Below are 18,383 nucleotides of genomic sequence, written 5' to 3' on the forward strand. Positions count from 1 at the left end.
CGGTAGGATACTTATGAGTCGAGCTCCCCTACTGTCTTAGGCAGTTTTTTCAAACCGTATATAAGTATAGCATAGACAAAAAGAGAATGCAAGATTTTTGCAAACTTTTTTTGAAATTTTTTTAAATCTCTACTGTTAAAACTTTGCCTTGCTTAACCACCTGTTCTCCAGCGATATAAACATCATCAACATCACTGGATTTGACAGCATAAACCAGGTGAGAGAGCATATTTTCCTGAGGTTGAAGATGGATTTTTCTTTGTGGTTGAATGACCAGAAAATCTGCCTGTTTGCCGACTTCTATGCTTCCTATCTGCTTTTCCATTCCTAGAACCTTAGCTCCTTCGATTGTCAGTGCCTTAAGGGCTGTTTCGATAGGAAATTGGCTGGCATCTCCACTTTTCATCTTCTGAAGAAGGGCTGCAGTCCGTCCTTCCTCAAACATATCTAGATTGTTATTGGAAGCAACCGAGTCAGTCGCAATTCCGACTGCTACTCCTGCTTTTTGCAGTTGGATGATGGGAGCAATTCCTGAGGCCAGTTTGAGATTACTGATAGGATTATGAGCAATAGCTACTTGAGAAGTTGCCAAACGTTCAATTTCTCGCTCGTTTAATTCGACCCCATGAGCAAAGACGGACGGATGGTCTAAGTAACCCAATTCTTCGAGAAAGGCAAGGGGACGTTTGCCGTATCGTTTCAGGATAATTCCTGATTCCTCCTGGGTCTCCGCTACATGGATATGGATAGGAATGTCCAGCTCTTTTGCCATATCTAAGCCCGCTTCCAGCAGGTCTCTACTACAGCTGTATGGTGAATGTGGAGCTACCATAACCTTGAAATTTGGATTTTCATATCCTAAAATTTCCTCTATAATGTCATGTGTTCTACTTATAGTCTCAGCAGTTGTTTCTGTCTCTGAAGAAAAGAGGGTCGGTGAGAAATAACAACGCATCTTAGATGCCTTCACTGCCTGATAAATTCTCTCAATATCCACTCCATTGGGATTATACATATCGTTGAAGGTGGTTGTTCCTGACTGGAGCATCTCTGTCAGAGCTTCTTTGACCGCCTTGGTGGTCATGTCGGGAGTAAATCCTGCTTCTGCTGGCCAGATATAGTCATTGAGCCATTCATGGAGATTGCTATCATCTCGGATCCCTCTCAAGCCTGTCATAGCAGAATGGGTATGGCAATTGACCAAACCAGGCATGATCCAAGCTCCCTGATAGTCTATCATCTGCTCAGCTTGCTCTAAAATCTCTGGTTTCTCTTGACCAACATAGATGATTTGAGAATCCTTGACTGCCAAAAGACCATCCAGATAGACATGGAAATCTTGGTCACAAGTCACGATATTTACATGCTGATAGACTTTCATCGTTTTTCTCCTTTTAAGACCTTGATTTTTTCTAGCTATTGTAACAAAAAAGTCACCCGAAGGCAACTTTTAGTGTCATTAAGACTTTAAAATGGATAGGAAGGGTTTATTCAGAGCTAAAAGCTGCAGCTTTTTGCATCTGGTAATACTTGCCCTTTCTAGCCATGAGGTCATGATGGTTACCATGCTCAACAATATCACCATCTACCAAGACAAGAATCAAATCCGCATCCTGAATCGTTGACAGGCGGTGGGCAATGATAAAACTTGTGCGCCCCTTCATCAGTTTAGCAAAGGCATCCTGAACTAGCACTTCTGTCCGTGTATCGATGGAGGAAGTCGCCTCGTCTAAGATAAGAATCTTAGGGATAGCTAGAAAGACTCGGGCGATGGTCAAGAGTTGGGCTTGGCCGACGGAGAGAGATTCTCCTGCATTTTCCAACTTAGTATCGTATCCCTGCGGCAACTGTTGGATGAAAAAATCTGCATTGGCTGCTTTGGCAGCAACAATCACCTGCTCCCGACTGGCTTCAGGATTTCCAAAGGCAATATTGTCATGAATGGTCCCTTGCTTGAGCCAAGTTTCCTGTAGCACCATCCCAAACTGCTGTCGTAGAGAGGCACGACTATAGTCATAAACGGATCGCCCGTCTAGCAAGATATCTCCCGAGTTAATGGCATAAAAACGCATGAGGAGATTGATAAGAGTTGACTTACCAGCACCTGTCGGACCAACGATGGCCACCTTGCTCCCAGTTGGGATATCGATCGACAAATCCTTAATCAAGATCCTTTCAGGATTGTATCCAAAAGAAACATTCTTAAAGGAAATGGCTCCCTTAACTTGGTCACTGGTCAAGACTTCCTTGCCTGTTTCAGACACCTCAGAACTTTCTAAGACAGCATAGACACGCTCTGCACACGCGAGAGCACTTTGCAACTCGGCTAAAACAGAAGAAATATCGTTAAAGGGCTTGGTGTATTGCTGGACATAGTTCAAAAAAGTCACTAAACGTCCGATAGTCAAGGTGGACCCCATCATGATACGATAAGCTCCCACTCCAGCTAGAAGAGCATAAATGAGCGCATTGACAAAGCGAGTCGAAGGATTGACAGTTGATGAATAAAAGATAGCTGACTGAGAATAACCTGCGTAGTTGGCATTCGCCTCGTGCAGTCTTTGGATAAACTCTGTTTGAGCATTAAAAGACTGGATAATAGTCTGCTGACTAAGCGATTCTTCAATCAACTGAGTCTGAATGCCCCTGGTCTCTGTTTGCTTCTGAAAGAGATGATAGGAACGTTTGGCAATAAAGCGTGAAATCACCATGGACAGTGGCGTCAACAGCAAGACCAAGAGGGTCATGAGAAGGTGAATTTGGAGCATGGCTAGAATACTAACCAAAATCATCAAAACACCAATGAAAAATTGATTGAAAATCATGGTTAAGCCGGCTGCCAGCTGTTCTATGTCTGTGGTCACACGACTAACCATCTCCCCACTACCTTGCCTATCTACAAAGGCAATCGGTAAACGATGGAGCTTATGGATGATTCTCTCTCGCAAGTCCTTGGTATAAGAGAAGATTAGGCGATTATAAAGGAGAGGATTGCCCCATTGTACCAGTGTATTTCCTATGACCACCAAGATCATCTGGAGAAAAATTTGCCAAAAAACTGGTGATGAACCAGCCACTAGAACCTGGTCTATGACCTGCCCAATCAGAATAGGTAGGTAAATTGATAAGCCAACTTGGGCAATAGTTCCTAGAAAGGCAAGGAAAAGGAGGAAGGGATGGCTTGCTAAATCCTTAGCCAAACGTTTGAGCGTCTGGTTAGCAGTTTGTCGTTTCATGCTAGTCCTCCTTTCCATGTTGGGATGCATTGATTTCGCGATAGACTTGACTGGACTTCATCAATTCCTCGTGATTGCCGATAGCTAAGAGCTCACCTTTTTCCAAGAGGAGAATCTGGTCAGCAATCTGAAGTGTCGAAGTCCGTTGAGAAATCAAGATTAAGCTCGTATTTGGCAAATTTTTTCGGATAGCTGTCAAAAGCTTGGACTCGGTAATGGTGTCCAGTGCAGAGGTCGCATCATCTAGGATGAGAAATGGAGCTTGGCGCAAGACTGCACGTGCTATAGACAGACGTTGTTTTTGTCCACCTGAGAAATTTCGGCCTCCTGTCTCAACTATGGCATCCAAGAATCCTTCCTTGTCACTGACAAAATCCTTAGCTTGGGCAATTTCCAAGGCCTGCCAGAGTTCCTGGTCAGATACTTCTCGATTGAAACCTAGAGTCAAGTTGGAACGAATAGTTCCTTTAAAAAGTTCGACTTTTTGAGGTACATAGGCAATCCAAGACCGCCACTGCTCCAAATTACGAGGACTACGCCCATCTCGATAAAGGTCAATGCTTCCCTTATCTGCTGGATAAAGACCAAGTAAGATTTGCACCAAGCTTGACTTACCAGAACCCGTTCCCCCAATGATACCAAGGATTTGTCCTTGAGTCATATCAAAGGAAATGTCTCTCAGAGAAGCTTGAGCCGCATCGGGATAGGTAAAGGTCAATTCTTGGACTTGCAAAACTTTATCGCTGATAACTTTCTTTTGTTCTAATTCTGAATGGATATCTTCGGGAGCCTCGGCAAAGACTTCCTCGATTCGCTTAGCTGATATATAGGACTGGTTGAGAGAATTTATCAGCATAGCTAATTTGACCAATTCCACCAAGATCTGCAAGAGGTAGTTGATAAGGGCAATCAGGGCACCTTGACTGAGTAAACCTCCTTGAATTGAAATATAGCCCTGCCAGATGATGACGAGAAGAGTTCCATTAACAATCAGATAGGTCAGAGGTGTTAATAAACTAGACCAGAAGCCTGTTTTTTCTTGCAATCTAGCATAAAGTTGGTTAAGGGTTTGAAAAATCTGTAACTCTCGTTTTTCCTGGCCAAAAGCACGAATAACTCGCATCCCTTGCAATTGCTGGCGCGTTTCCTGAACCAATTGGTCCGTTTTTTTTCTGAGACTGCTGTAGAGAGGATTGACAAGTCTAGATAACCCGACAATGACAATCGTCAAAATGACAACCATAACTAAAAACCAGAAAGTCAGCTCAGCCGAGATGCGATAGGCCATAAAGATAGCCCCCAAGACGATAATAGGCGCTCGCAAAAAGAGGCGCAGGAATTGATTGATCCCAGTCTGAATCTGGTAGGTATCAGAAGTCAAGCGGGTCACCAAGCTAGAAGTTGTCAAACGGTCTCTGCTATCCTTAGGTAAAGAAAGAATATGGCGATAGAGGTCGTTTGTCAATTCCTTGGCAAAACCTACCGCTGCCTTTGCTGAATAAAATTGAGCAATCAAGGCTACTAAAACGCCAATCACTGCAAAGATAAGGAGTAGGCCAATCTGGATCCAGAGGTGCCCTTGATCTGCCTGAGGTAAAGATTGGTCAACAATCCCAGCAATTACCATGGGGACCAAGAGTTCAAAAACAGCTTCTAGTAGCTTAAACAGGGGTGCCAAAATTGATTCTTTGATATAGGGTTTGAAGTAAGATAGTAAGTGTTTCATAAATCCCTTCTATTCTTATTCTGGAAATGAAGAAAGTGGGAAGCCCCACCCTCTCAGTTTTATTTGTTTAAGTAAGGTAATAGATAGCCATATCCTGCTTTTTCCATCTCATCCTTGGCTACAAAGCGCAAGGATGCAGAGTTAATACAGTAACGCAGGCCACCTAACTCCTGGGGTCCATCTGTGAAAACATGACCCAAGTGAGCATTTCCCGACCGAGAACGAACCTCGATTCGCTCCATCCCATGACTCAGATCTTTGTAGTAGTGAATCAACTCCTTGGAAATCGGACGACTAAAACTTGGCCAACCACAACCTGAGGCAAACTTATCCTTAGCAAAAAAGAGTGGCTCACCCGTCGTGATGTCTATATAAATCCCTTCTTCAAAGGTTTGGTCATAGGCATTGGTAAATGGAGCCTCTGTAGCAGCTTCTTGTGTAACATGGTAAGACTCTTCAGATAAACTTTTCCTTAACACCTCTTGACTAGGCTTTTCATAGTTAGAGGCGTCAATCAAGGGCTTCTCAGCATCGGTCACATCGATATGACAGTAACCCGAAGGATTTTTCTTGAGATAGTCTTGGTGGTAATCTTCTGCCAGAATGTAGTGGCGAAGTTTCTCCACCTCTACTGCAATCTTTCGACCCAGCATGCGCTCCTGCTCCTGCACCACTGTATAGATAGCTGGCAAGTCTGCATCATCCTGATAGTAGATCCCAGTTCGATATTGGCGACCACGGTCATTCCCCTGCTGGTTAATAGACAAGGGATCAATGACACGGAAATAATAAAGCAAAATCTCTCTGAGTGACACTGCTTTCTCATCATAAATCACTTGAACCGTTTCTGCATGGTCTGTTTCCTTGAGCAGCTGGTAATTGGTCGTTTCGACTTGGCCATTAGCGTAGCCGACACTGGTTGCTAATACGCCTGAAATTCGTGAAAAATACTCCTCTAGGCCCCAAAAACAACCACCTGCTAGATAAATTTCTGCCATCTTCGTTTCTCCTTTATCAAGTTTTTAACTAATACTCTTCGAAAATCTCTTCAAACCACGTCAGCTTACATCTGCAACCTCAAAACAGTATTTTGAGCTTACTTCGTCAGTTTCATCTACAACCTCAAAACCATGTTTTGAGCAACCTGCGGCTAGCTTCCTAGTTTGCTCTTTGATTTTCATTGAGTATAAACTTCTTTTCAAAAAAAGGATAGGAAGCCCTCTAGTCGAGACTTTCCCCATCCTATCTTCTATTTCTTTACTTTGTTTCGACACGGACACCTTGCGTATCAACTTTCAAATCATGCAGTTTGCCTTTGAAGGGTTGCTTTTGTAATTCTTCCTTAATCGCTTGCATCTTATCATGAGAAGCCAGAACCATAACTGTTGGTCCAGCACCAGAGAGATAGGTTGCATAGGCACCATTCTCTTTGGCTACTTGCTTAATCGTCGCAAATTCACGGACCAGACTTTGACGATAGCGCTCGTGGAAGAGGTCTCCCTCGATTGCTTGGCCAGCAGTCACCATGTCTCCTGCCAACAAAGCCGCAACAGCGACATTTGCGATAGAACTAGCTGCAACTGCTTCCTTGTAGGACAATTTTTTAGGCAGGACACCACGGCTGTCTCGAGTGCGTAATTCATAGTTTGGAATGTAAGCTAGGAAATCACACACTGGGAAGTCTGCCACAATAGCAGAGACTTTCCCTTCAACAGAACTCGCAATAACAAGATTTCCATAGATAGCTGGAGCCACATTGTCAGGATGTCCTTCAATCTTAGTCGCTAACTGCAATTTGTCATGATCAGATAAATTTAGCTTGCCCAATTGGTTGGCCAGTTCAATCCCAGCAACAATAACCGAGCTTGAAGAACCCAAGCCACGCGCCAAGGGAACATCACTGGTCATTTTCAAGCGTCTCGGTTGCAAGTCTGGCGCAATTTGCAAGGCAATCTTAAGCAAAAGATTACGCTCGTCATGGGGAATCCATTTGCCAATCTGGTGTTCAATCAACCACTCATCCCGTTCTTCACAGACCTCAATTTGAAGATACTTGGTAACAGCTACACCGACCGAATCAAAACCTGGCCCAATATTGGCACTGGTTGCAGGTACAATAATCTTCATCCTATTCTCCTAACACCTTAAAGGTATTCAAGAGGTCAAATTCTGAAGCTTTGGCTAACTCTGCTGAAACATTCTCAAGCTGTGCTTTATTAATCTTATGTGTGATAATCACTACACGCGCCTTGTCACCCTCTTTGCCATCTTGGAGAATTTGCTTGAAGGAAATATCTTGAGCATTAAAGATTTCAGCTAATTTCAAGACCTGACCTTTTGAATCTGGTGCCAAGATTGAGAAATAGTAGTTTGCTTTAACATCTTCTGGATTTGCCAAAACCAAGTCACGGCTATATTCGTTGAAGTCTTTACCAATAGTACCATCATTCAAGCGACGAACGATACGGACAATATCTGCTACAACACTTGTCGCAGTTGGTTTTTGACCCGCACCTGGTCCGTAGTACATAGATTCACCGATGCCGATAGACTCCACAAAGACTGCGTTCATTACCCCATTCACACTGGCAAGTGGATGTGCTTTAGGAAGGAAGGTTGGAGTTACTTCCGCAGCAATACCAGAAGGAGTTTCCTCGATAGAACCAACCAATTTCACTACATAGCCAAGGTTTTGGGCTACAGCTACGTCTTCCGGTGTGATGGTACGGATTCCCTTGTGGGCTACATCGTCAAAGGCAACCTTCATTCCAAAAGCAAACTGGCTCAAAATCACCATCTTGTATGCTGCGTCAATCCCATCCACGTCATTTGTAGGGTCGCTTTCTGCAAATCCAAGTCTTTGTGCTTCCGCAAGAGCGTCATCGTAAGACCAGCCTTCTTCGACCATTTTGGTCATCATAAAATTAGAAGTTCCGTTAACGACACCAAGAACGCGCGTGATTTTATCAGAAGCTAATGAATTTGCCAAGGTACGAAGAATTGGAATACCACCAGCTACTGCTGCTTCGTAGTAAAGTGCTACATTATGATCTTTAGCGGTTTCTAACAATTCTGCACCATGGACAGCCAAAAGGTCCTTGTTTGCTGTCACAACGTGTTTTCCAGCTTCTAAGGCACGAGTGATAAAGGTTTTAGCTGGTTCGATACGCCCCATCAATTCCACTACAATGGTAACATCTTTGTCTGCTAAAATATCATCTACATTGGTTACAAAGTTAAAGTCATTCCCTGCAGCAAGCAAGCGATTCTTTTCATCTTCATCCTTGACCAATACCTTGGCTACTTCAATCTCAGAATGAGCTGATTGGATGATTTTTTCTCCATTTTCCTTTAGGAGGAATGGCACACCACTTGCAACGGTACCAAATCCAAGTAAAGCAATTTTAACTGTCATGTTTATCTCCTAGAAATTTTCTGATATAGCCATTATAACAGAATTTTGTGAAAATTCCTATCCAAGAAAACCACTATTTATAGATAGAAAAGAAAAAACGAATCCCATGATTCGTCTTTCTTGATAAATGAAAATTGATTTTAAAAATTATGAATTAATCTTTTGCAGACCTAGAACTGCATCGTGATTGATCAAGATTTGCCCATACTCTTGCAAAACGGAACGACTGATGTCACTGTCATCTGCAAACTCACGCATACGAGCCAAGAGCCAAGCTGGGTAGGGACTTGGATGATTTTCAATATCGACTAAAATTGTCAAATAATAGTGGTCATTCATCTTATAGAGTTCAGATGTTTCCATCTGGTAGTTAACCGTCTTTGCAAAAGCAACTAAGTCAGCAAGGCTTGCAAAGCGCAGGATATAGTAGATATAAGGTTCTTTCTTATTCTCCGTCTCCTTGTCTGCCTGCTCTTGCTCTTCTTCTTTAGCTTCTACCTGTTCTAGAGATTGGATAGCCTCAATATCGTCCTTGGTCTTGTCTGCAATGCTCTTTTCCAGAGTTTTGAGAAATTCATCTGGTGACATTTGGGCCAATTCTTCCATGTCAGGTAGGTCCGCCAAATCTTCAAAATCCAGATTCTGGTCAATCTTGGACTTGGTCACAAAGACATCAACCTTATCTGGTTTTGGCGTCACACGAAAACTCAGCATGCCACTATCCAAGAAATTGTCTGGCATTTCCAGTTCATCTAAAATAGCATAGAAAAACTCTTCGGTTTTTTCCTGAGGAACGAGAAAGTCTGCAATTTCCATTCCTCGATCCATCAAATCATCTAAAGTCATCGTGATTTTTAGTGTTGTATCACTAATTTGTTTCATCTTCATATCTAGTAACCTCATACTTTCAGTCTATCTATTATACTAGATTTTTACGATTTTATCAAAAGAATGAAGCTGGAATGTGATATAATACTAGAGATAATGTTACATTTAAGAAAGAAAGTTCAATGAAAAATATAAAAGTTAATGCATTGGCTAGCTTGCTGGTCAATATTCTCAATATCGTTTTTCCGCTGATAACCAACCCTTATCTGACGCGGATCCTCAGCAAATCCAACTACGGTTATTTCAACACCGCCAATACCTGGGCTAGCTTTGTTATTCCACTAGCTGCTTTTGGGATATACAACTACGGGATTCGAGCTATCAGTAAGGTCAAAGATGACAAGAATAAAATCAACTACGTCTTTTCTAAGTTGTTTTATATCTCAGTTTTCACCTCTCTCCTGACGACTGGTATCTACTTCCTCTTTATCTTCTTTGACACCAGCATTGAGAACCTGAAAGTCCTCTACTACATCCTAGGGGCCCAGGCTCTCTTCCAATTCCTCAATATCGAATGGATGAATGAGGCCTATGAAAACTATGCCTTTATCCTTTACAAGACATTGATTATTCGGATTACCATGCTGGTCGCTATCTTTGCCTTTGTCAAAACTGCTGATGATATCGTTCCTTATGCTATCGTCATGACAGCGACCACTATCCTCAACTACCTCCTTAGTTTTCTTTGGATTAAGAGAGAAGTTTCCTTTGTCAAAATTGGTTTCATTGAGTTAGCTAAGGCTTCTAAACCACTCTTTACTATGCTTCTCTTGGCAAATGCCAATATGCTTTATACCTTGCTAGATAGAATGTTTATCACCAAGGGACCAGATGAAAACTATATTTCTTATTATACAATTGCCTATAGCATCGTCATGCTGATTGCTGGTGTCTTAAGTGGAGCTATCAGTGTCAGCATTCCACGTCTCGGCTACTACCTCGGGAAAAAGGATTACAATTCTTATAATTATCTTGTAAATCAAGCGGCATCATTATTCTATTTTCTCATGATTCCAACTAGTTTCGGAATTATGATTTTAGGAAAGTATGCAACGGTTATCTACTCTTCTGAAAAGTATCTTGAAGCAGGTATCGTGACTAGCGTCTTCGCCTTTCGAACCATTATCTGGGCTATTGAATTGATTCTTGGTAAGCAAATTATCTTTATCAATGACCACGAGAACCGCTTGACCGCTTTCTACTTTGCTGGTGGTGGAGCAAATCTCCTCTTCAACTGTATCTTGTATATCAATAATATTTTTGCCCCTGAGTATTATATTGCTACTACCATTATTGCAGAAGCCATCGTTGTTCTCTTAGAAATTCATTTTATTAGGAAACACCAACTAATCAATTTAAAAGAAATCTTTGTGACCTTAACACGTTATGGTCTCATATCCCTTGGATTTATTCCGATCTTCTATATTTTCAAGATGATTTTCCAAATCAGTTCCTATACGGTGAACCTCAACATGATCCTCATGGTTCTCTCTACCATAGCTACTTGTGGAATCTACTATCTCTTGATGCTTTTTATCGCCAAAGACAAAACATTACACTATGCACTGAACCTAGTACTAGCTAAGATCAAAAGAAACTAAAAGAACACCCTACTGATAAACGAGCGTTTACTAGTAGGGTGTTTCTTTTATTCTTTTTCTTTCTTGTCAGAAGTATTGACTTCTAGATTTGAATCTTGTTTTGGCTGTTCAGCAATAGAAGAACTAGCTTCTTGCTTCTTCTCTGACTGATCTGCTTCGCCATTGACAGCAGCAACAGCCTGTCTCCAAATGCCTTCCTCGTTTACCTTATAACCATCCGGTGTGGTGGCATTTTTCAACAAGGAACCATCTGTTTGGAAATAGTACCAATTACCGTCAATTCGTTTCCAACCGGTCTGCATAGCTCCTGATTCATCAAAGTAATAATGATCACCATTTACTTTATGAAGACCAACTAGCATGATGCCATCTTCAGGATTGAGATAATACCAGATTCCTTTATCCTTTATCCAACCTGTCTTCATAGCTCCACTTCCTTCAAAGTAACGATAATGATTATCAAACCATTTCCAGCCTGTTTGCATAGCTCCTGATGCACTAAAGTAATACTGCTTACCATCTACTTGTTGGAAACCGACCAGCATGATACCTTCCTGATCTTCAAGATAATACCATGTTCCTTGATCCTTCAACCAACCAGTTTTCATAGCTCCTGAGTCAGCGTAGTAATGCCAGTGTTTATCAAGCCACTGCCAGCCTGTTTGCATGGCACCGCTGGTATTCAAATAGTAACGCGTACCATTGATTTCTTGTTTTCCAGTCTGCATAATACCATCTTGATTTAGATAATACCATTTCTCATTATCCTTAATCCAGCCTGTTTTCATAGCTCCTGAGTTCGCATAGTAATACCAATTGTTCTCTAGCCATTTCCAGCCTGTTTGCATGGCACCACTAGCGTTCAAGTAGTAACGAGTACCATTTATATCTTGTTTTCCAGTGAGCATGATGCCATCTTTGTCCAGATAATACCAAGTATCCTGATCCTTGACCCAGCCAGTTTTCATAGCTCCAGAACTTGCAAAATAGTTCCAGTGACCATCAACAAAGGCCCAGCCTGTTTGCATGACACCTTCTTGATTAAAGTAGTATGTGCTTCCGTTGATATTCTTTTTACCGATGGTCTTTAGCCCATCCTCATCATAGAAATACCAATCTGAATCAATCTTTTGCCAAGTTGAAGGATGACCTGCTGTTTGGAGTGCACCACTGTCTGCAAAGAACATCTTCTTGCCATTAAAGACTTGATTTCCTGTTAGCATCTTTCCATCTGCTGCAAAGAGATATTTCTTCCCTCCAATTTCAGAAAGTTCACTAAATCGTCTAGCGCCATTTGATTGGATATAATACCAAGAGCCATCCAGCTTGAACCAACCGCCTGTTTGCATTTTGCCATTTGAGTTGAGATAGTAATCATTCCCCTTAGCATTTTCTCCCCAATCATCATTAAGGTGAAGCCAGCTTCCTGCTTGCATTTGCCCTTTTCCATTAAAGAAGTAAGTGGCTCCGCCAATCTCTTTCCAACCGATAGCCATTTCTCCATCTGCTAAACGATATTTCCAGTAGCCACCTTCTTGATACCATTTTTCGTCAACTACAGGGATGTCAGGGAAGGTATTTGAAACATTAGCAAATCCTTTATCGCTAATATCAAAAACGGTAGCATCTTGAGTTTGGCTAGCAGCATGAAGAACCTGAATATTTTTCTTCTGAAGGTATTCTCTGGTTGAAGCAACATTAATATCTCCACCAGTTGTCTGAATAACCATTTTTGGTGATAAGTTTTCAAGGAAATTAATCGTATTTGAAATTGTCGCATCATAATGATGATTCCATTTCATCATATCAACCTTACCGATAACTGGACCTAACTTATCTTCTGCTCCCTCGGCATTATCCAAATCTCCACCAAGATAGATTCTCTTTCCTGCCACAGTCACCACTGAAACAATGGAGTTGGAGTTATCATCTCGAACTCTTTTCAGATTTCCATCAACATCATATTCATTCTTATAGTTGTAGAGCTGGATATCCATATCACCTAATTTTATATGGCTATCCTCATCTGAAATATTCTGAATAAGAGTAACTCCTCGTTTTTGAGCTGCTCTCAAAGCATTATCATAATTGAAAAGATTATCCCATAGTCCCCAGTGTGAGGTGATCCGATCATCTGAATATTTTTTCAAATAAAACTTATCAACCTTATAACGATTGAGTATTTCATCTGCTCCGCCGATATGGTCACTATGAACATGAGTCCCCAAAATAAAATCTAATTTTTTAACACCAATCTGATCAAGATGGCGAATCAAACGGTCTTCCAAGACTTGATAATTTCTCATGGAAATTCCCCAGCGGCTTGGATAGCGTGGGTCACTTCCATCAGGAAAGTCATAATCTTCCCCCATATCAATCAAGGCATAATGACCATTGCTCTCCAGAAGGATGGCATCACTCCCAGATTTTGCTTTAGTATTTATGAAATGGATACGATTACCTGAACCAGCAGTAATGGTGTCTGCATTAACTTGTTGTGATAAACCAATTAACACAAAAAGGAAAGCAAATAAACTATAACTGACTGATTTAACTAATTTTTTATTCTTCATCTTGAACACTCCTTTCTCGATGAAAACAATCTCTTACTAATCAATCCAATAATTCTTATCAGTTCCTGGAACCTGCTGTTCAACAGGTGGTGGAGTCATATAATCTGATCCAAATTCGTAGGCAAGAATTTCATGGTATTTTCTCGGAGCCTTCACTACGATGTTTTCGTATGGCACATCAATCAGATCATAGAGCCATTCTTTTTTGATTCCCTCTGGAAAACTTGGATCAAATATCGTACAGGTAAGATCTGTAGCTTGATTTACACTATATTTCAAAGCAAGGTTCTCTAATTTTTGATTCCAAGTTTGTGGAGAGCTTAGACGAAAAATAGCTGATCCAATATAACGAGGCAGATTTTTTAGCCCCCCATTTTCTGATTTAATTCCTTTGAAATTCAAAGAAGAAAGGCGGACAAAGTGTTTATAGAGCTTCATTTTCTTACAATCACTTTCCTCCGTCACGACACCATCGTATGGAAAAATGTCAACGCAAGTTCCCAATACGACTGTCGGGTCCAGAAGATTGGCATCTCTACGTGTTCGAATGTCATGAACACGTAGATAACTGTAAGGATAGCCTTTTGTTTCTCTAAATGAAATCAATTTGTAGTAGGGATGATTCTCATTTTTTAAAACCTTATAAAGCTTTTCAAATTCATCTCGCGCCAAGGAAATATCCGTATCATCATCCCAAGGGATAAATCCTTTATGGCGAACAGCTCCTAGTAAGGTTCCAAAATCAATAAAATATTTAATCTGATGCTGTTCACATAGTTCATGTAGATACTTTAAAATATCCAACTCCACTTGTTTTATTTCTTCAAGACTTAAAACTCTCTCAGACATACTTTCTATTCTCCTAATTTTGACTAATTTTTTAAACGATTTTTAACTGCGATTTGCTTGCTTAGAACTTTTAGTGATTTTCCACAGTTTGAAATCATGGTGAGATACTCTCTGTTCAAGAGGGGGCAATTGCATGTAATCCCCATAGTCAGAGGTCAAAATTTCATGGTAGTGTTTTGGAATCATAAATTCCTTACCTTCAAATGTTCCCACAATCACTTGTTCTAACCACTCACGTTTCCAAACTGGCTTATTCATATCCTTGTAAATCAAATAGTCAACTTGCTCATAGTCAGCAACTGCTCTAGATTTAGCAAGCTCATCAATTTGCTCAACATACTTATTCGTATTTGTAAAATAGAAAATGACAACAGAGATATAACGGATCAAAGAATTTAGTAGACTTTTCGTGTTGGTAATTCCTTTAAAAGTGTAACAACTCAATTGACGTTTCTTTATGAGTTTCGTCATCTTGTTTTTAAAATCTGAATCATCTTCATAACCATCTACAGGGAAAATATCCACATAAATTCCCATATTGGAATCAATTCGTACATCTTCTTCTAGCAAGTAGGTATGGTTATCCTGCACTTTCATAAAAGGATAGACATAATTGAGATTATTTTTATAAGACATGACCTCATAACGTTCATCAGGGTTAGCGATAAGGTAATCTTGTAGTTTCTCATAATCTTCTCGTAACATGCAGATATCCATATCATCGTCCCAAGGGATAAAACCTTTATGGCGAACCGCACCAATTAGACTTCCATATGCTAGGAAATACTTGACACCAATTTTCTGACAAACTTCATGAATGTACTCCATGATTCCAAGTTCCATCTGTTGAATTTCACTGACATCTGTTACTTCTTGATACCGAACTCCTTCATCTCGTTTACAAACCACTAGTCCATAACCGATTGCCAACCAAAAGATGATATTGATAAAGTTGGTAGAGTACATAATCTGACTTTCAAACAACTGACCAAACAAAATACCGAAGAAAAGAATCATAATCAATTTGTCAGTATTTTTCTTGGACACAATCAAATAAGTTAAAAAGCGCTTGATGACATAAGCCAGTATAAGAAGGAAGGATACCAAGCCTAGAACTCCCGAACTGACAAATATGGTCACAAAAATGTTATGGAAATTCCCACCGATAAGGGAGTTTTGAATCTCGAATTTACTGAAATATTCTGTATAGTAATCTGGAACATTCCGTACACCATAACCAAAAATTGGTTTGGCACTTCCCATCTTGATGGCATTTTTCCATATATAGGTTCTACCACTTGGTGTTGTTTCAATTAGATGGAGTTCACCGTTCTTCTTGGTAACAGACGAATCTGTCTCAGCGTAGGACTGTCCTTTGTTTAAGTCAAAAACAGTCGCAGTTTCAGATGCGATATAGATTGAAGTTACATAGCTTAATCCAATGTTGGTAGCAGTAATCAGCAAACTAGCAACTATAAAAGTGAGGGATCGTTTAACGATACTTCCTCTAGTAGCAAAGAAACTATAGAGTCCAATCATGATAAGTAAAGAAAGTAAGGCTCCCCGACTTTGCATTGTAGCGAAGTAAACTAATTGAATCAGATTGTTCAGTTTAAGATAAACAGAATATTTACTTCCTTTGTGGATCAAATACATAGCTAAAATAATGCTAATGTATGAAAATATCGCACTTGCATTAGGATTAACAATTCCCCATAGACGTCCATTCATGACACCATAGTAATAGGATTGTTCGCCAATCTTAAATAGGATAAGGACTCTACTTATCAATAAACCAAACGCAAAAATTGCTGAAGAAAAAGATACAATTTGAACCGTATAGGCAATCCAGTCAAATAATTTTTTAAGTTGCCCTGATTGTAACATGGTAAATAATAAAACATAGGTTACCATGAAGAGGATTTCAATCACATTTCCAATCAAATGTCCAGAGCGATTGAATATAGCTGATAGCAGATGGCTTCCAGATAACAAGCCAAATAAGGCCAAAAACTTTCGATCTACTGTAATCTGTTTCCACTTAAACAACAATGTGTAGCAAATATAAAGTACAACAATCGCTGACAATCCCTTATAGATTGGATTTGCTATCTTATAAACCAGTGAACTCATACTTAAAATCGAAATGAAAACAAACAGATATGCAATCCATCGTTTTGATTTTTCAAAGTATTCATCCATTTTTGAAAAATTCATTTTCAACTCCTTCTCATGATATTAATTTTTTAATCCAACAATTTTCTTATATAGCCATGGAGAAATGACAAGTGAAAGGATCGCTACCTTGCGAAAAGTAGTGAAATAAGCATCCTTCCATATTTCGCGTCGGTGCTGAACAATCCAAGTCCTCAGCTCGGCTTTCTCCTTTTGATACTCTTCACGTGAAGTAAAGATAATTTTATCGTAAACTGTGATGTACGACCAACATTCTCTATTTATTAATTCAGGTTTTAAATCAGGAAAGACTTGTGAAACTTGAGCAATTATTTGCTTATAAACTTCTATCGTGTCAAATACATGCTGGTTAACAGATGTTGTTGCACTTCCCTCACGATGATCATAGTAATAAACAGGTTTGTCAATAAATACGCTACTGCATCTTGTCTTTAGTAGCAATTCAGTTAAAAACAAGGCATCTTCAGCTAGGTGATAATTTGTATTAAACTTTTCATCCGCAAGCAGGTCTCTCTTAAACAGTTTTGCAACTGGAAAAAATGACGTTCTGGTAGTCATCAGTAGTTCCTTCATGGTTTCTTCTGTTGACCAGAGTTCTGTTTTTCCAGAATGAGGAGGTAAATCTGTCACAATTCCATTTTTGATATGGTGTAGAGGAGCGATTACAAAGCCTATATTTTCCCCCTCAATTGCACTAGCTAAAGTAGCTAGATAATCTTTAGTAACGAAATCATCGCTATCAATAAAGGTGATCCAAGCACCCGTCGCTAGCTGAATTCCCATATTTCTCGCATTTGAGACTCCAGCATTTTCGATATGATAAACCTTGATATTCTCATGCCGAGATGCTAAGTGATCACAGATCTGTCCACTGGAATCAGTAGAACCATCATTGATTAGGATTAACTCAAAATGGGCATAAGTCTGTTGAAGAATCGACTCCACACATCGCTCCAGATAGGCTTCTACATTGTAGACTGGAACGATAACGCTTATTTTTTCTCCCATCATGCTCCAAATTCTCCCTTGTACTCTGTGTAGCTCTTGTCCATGTCCGCTATAATCGCATCATGATGTGGTACCTGCTTGTCCGCTGGTGGCGGTGTCATATAGTCCCCAAAAGCAGTGCTGAGATAGGCATCATAACCGACTGGAATGGGCATCTCAGTTCCTTCAAATGGCAAGAAAAGATTGTCTTCAAAAGATGCGATTGGATATTTGTTTCGCATGTAGCCAGGACCTGAGCATAATTCCGTGATTCCATCGCTCTCAGCCAGACCATACTTGGTCATTTCTTTTTCAGCTTTTTTCCAAATGCGATAACGTAGAGATTTAGGAGTCAAACCGAGTAAAATACGACTTCCCCATTTCATGATGGCACCATGCTTTTCTGGGATAGTTTGGGCGCAAAAGAGTGAATAAATCAAAGCCCAGCGGACTTGTTTCTTGCGCTCAGCTGGATTTTTAGGATAATAATCCAAAGGCAAAACGTCCAAGGCCAAACCGTGTGGCAAATCCAAATCCTGCTGATAAGGCTTGATACAAGTTGTTTCCTTATCACGAATAGTAATAAAAAGGTTACGGTCTATAAAATCCTTGTGACTCTTTGACAAGAAATAACGCTCATCTGCATAACGAGGCCATAGTTCGGCTAACTTTTCATAGTCCTTGCGAGGCATGAAAAAATCTAGGTCATCATCCCAAGGAATGAAGCCCTTGTTGCGAAGGGCACCAATCGCTCCTCCACCACAGAGATAGCATAACAAATTATGTTCTTTACAAAATGCGACGAAATATTCAGCCATTTCCAGACTACGAGCCTGAATCGCTTTCAAATCACTCATGTCTCTCCTCTTCTGTCCAATAACGAGTTATATCGTTTTATTATACCATAAAAAA

The 18,383-nt window shown here is 40.3% G+C and carries 14 protein-coding genes and 1 other annotated feature (1 of these 15 running past the window's edge); of the genes, 1 reads left to right on the top strand and 13 read right to left on the bottom strand.

The window, feature by feature from the left end; genetic code table 11:
• Positions 1-59 (bottom strand) — a sequence feature (ribosomal protein L10 leader region) (it extends 77 nt beyond the left edge of the window).
• Between the two features lie 62 nt (positions 60-121).
• From B7705_RS07630 to mecA, 8 genes are all read right to left on the bottom strand, one after another.
• A complete protein-coding gene (locus B7705_RS07630) occupies positions 122-1,381 on the bottom strand; it encodes a TRZ/ATZ family protein (protein ID WP_084948795.1) in 1,260 nt (419 codons plus the stop codon).
• A gap of 106 nt (positions 1,382-1,487) precedes the next feature.
• Positions 1,488-3,236, bottom strand: coding sequence for an ABC transporter ATP-binding protein (locus B7705_RS07635; protein WP_084948797.1), 1,749 nt, complete (start codon positions 3,234-3,236; stop codon positions 1,488-1,490).
• Between the two features lies 1 nt (position 3,237).
• Complete coding sequence (locus tag B7705_RS07640; protein ID WP_084948798.1) at positions 3,238-4,962, bottom strand: ABC transporter ATP-binding protein; 1,725 nt, start codon at positions 4,960-4,962, stop codon at positions 3,238-3,240.
• Between the two features lie 59 nt (positions 4,963-5,021).
• Positions 5,022-5,960, bottom strand: coding sequence for a peptide-methionine (R)-S-oxide reductase MsrB (msrB, locus tag B7705_RS07645; RefSeq protein WP_084948800.1), 939 nt, complete (start codon positions 5,958-5,960; stop codon positions 5,022-5,024).
• 60 nt (positions 5,961-6,020) lie between these two features.
• Positions 6,021-6,143, bottom strand: a complete 123-nt coding sequence (locus B7705_RS09790; RefSeq protein WP_002875566.1) for a hypothetical protein — start codon at positions 6,141-6,143, stop codon at positions 6,021-6,023.
• 76 nt (positions 6,144-6,219) lie between these two features.
• Complete coding sequence (thrB, locus tag B7705_RS07655; RefSeq protein ID WP_084948801.1) at positions 6,220-7,089, bottom strand: homoserine kinase; 870 nt, start codon at positions 7,087-7,089, stop codon at positions 6,220-6,222.
• A gap of 1 nt (position 7,090) precedes the next feature.
• Complete coding sequence (locus B7705_RS07660) at positions 7,091-8,377, bottom strand: homoserine dehydrogenase (protein ID WP_084948803.1); 1,287 nt, start codon at positions 8,375-8,377, stop codon at positions 7,091-7,093.
• 147 nt (positions 8,378-8,524) lie between these two features.
• A complete protein-coding gene (gene mecA / locus B7705_RS07665) occupies positions 8,525-9,265 on the bottom strand; it encodes an adaptor protein MecA (protein WP_084948804.1) in 741 nt (246 codons plus the stop codon).
• Positions 9,266-9,387: 122 nt separating this feature from the next.
• Between mecA and B7705_RS07670 the strand changes: the two genes are divergently transcribed.
• Positions 9,388-10,866, top strand: a complete 1,479-nt coding sequence (locus B7705_RS07670) for an oligosaccharide flippase family protein (protein ID WP_084948806.1) — start codon at positions 9,388-9,390, stop codon at positions 10,864-10,866.
• 47 nt (positions 10,867-10,913) lie between these two features.
• Here B7705_RS07670 and B7705_RS07675 read toward each other — a convergent pair whose 3' ends face one another.
• Genes B7705_RS07675 through B7705_RS07695 form a run of 5 tightly spaced genes read right to left on the bottom strand, consistent with a single transcriptional unit; the run spans position 10,914 to position 18,328 of the window.
• A complete protein-coding gene (locus tag B7705_RS07675; protein ID WP_084948807.1) occupies positions 10,914-13,439 on the bottom strand; it encodes an MBL fold metallo-hydrolase in 2,526 nt (841 codons plus the stop codon).
• A gap of 36 nt (positions 13,440-13,475) precedes the next feature.
• Complete coding sequence (locus B7705_RS07680; protein ID WP_084948809.1) at positions 13,476-14,288, bottom strand: LicD family protein; 813 nt, start codon at positions 14,286-14,288, stop codon at positions 13,476-13,478.
• A gap of 42 nt (positions 14,289-14,330) precedes the next feature.
• Positions 14,331-16,505: a LicD family protein gene (locus B7705_RS07685; RefSeq protein WP_084948811.1), complete on the bottom strand. Its 2,175-nt coding sequence runs from the start codon at positions 16,503-16,505 to the stop codon at positions 14,331-14,333.
• 21 nt (positions 16,506-16,526) lie between these two features.
• Positions 16,527-17,495, bottom strand: coding sequence for a glycosyltransferase family 2 protein (locus tag B7705_RS07690; RefSeq protein WP_084948812.1), 969 nt, complete (start codon positions 17,493-17,495; stop codon positions 16,527-16,529).
• Positions 17,492-18,328 carry a LicD family protein gene (locus B7705_RS07695; protein WP_084948814.1) on the bottom strand — a complete coding sequence of 279 codons (837 nt, stop codon included), beginning with the start codon at positions 18,326-18,328 and terminating at the stop codon, positions 17,492-17,494. The genes B7705_RS07690 and B7705_RS07695 overlap by 4 nt, the downstream gene beginning before the upstream one ends.
• Positions 18,329-18,383 lie beyond the last annotated feature (55 nt).

The sequence above is a fragment of the Streptococcus oralis subsp. dentisani genome, from assembly GCF_002096685.1.
GTDB classification, from domain to species: Bacteria; Bacillota; Bacilli; order Lactobacillales; family Streptococcaceae; genus Streptococcus; species Streptococcus oralis_AD.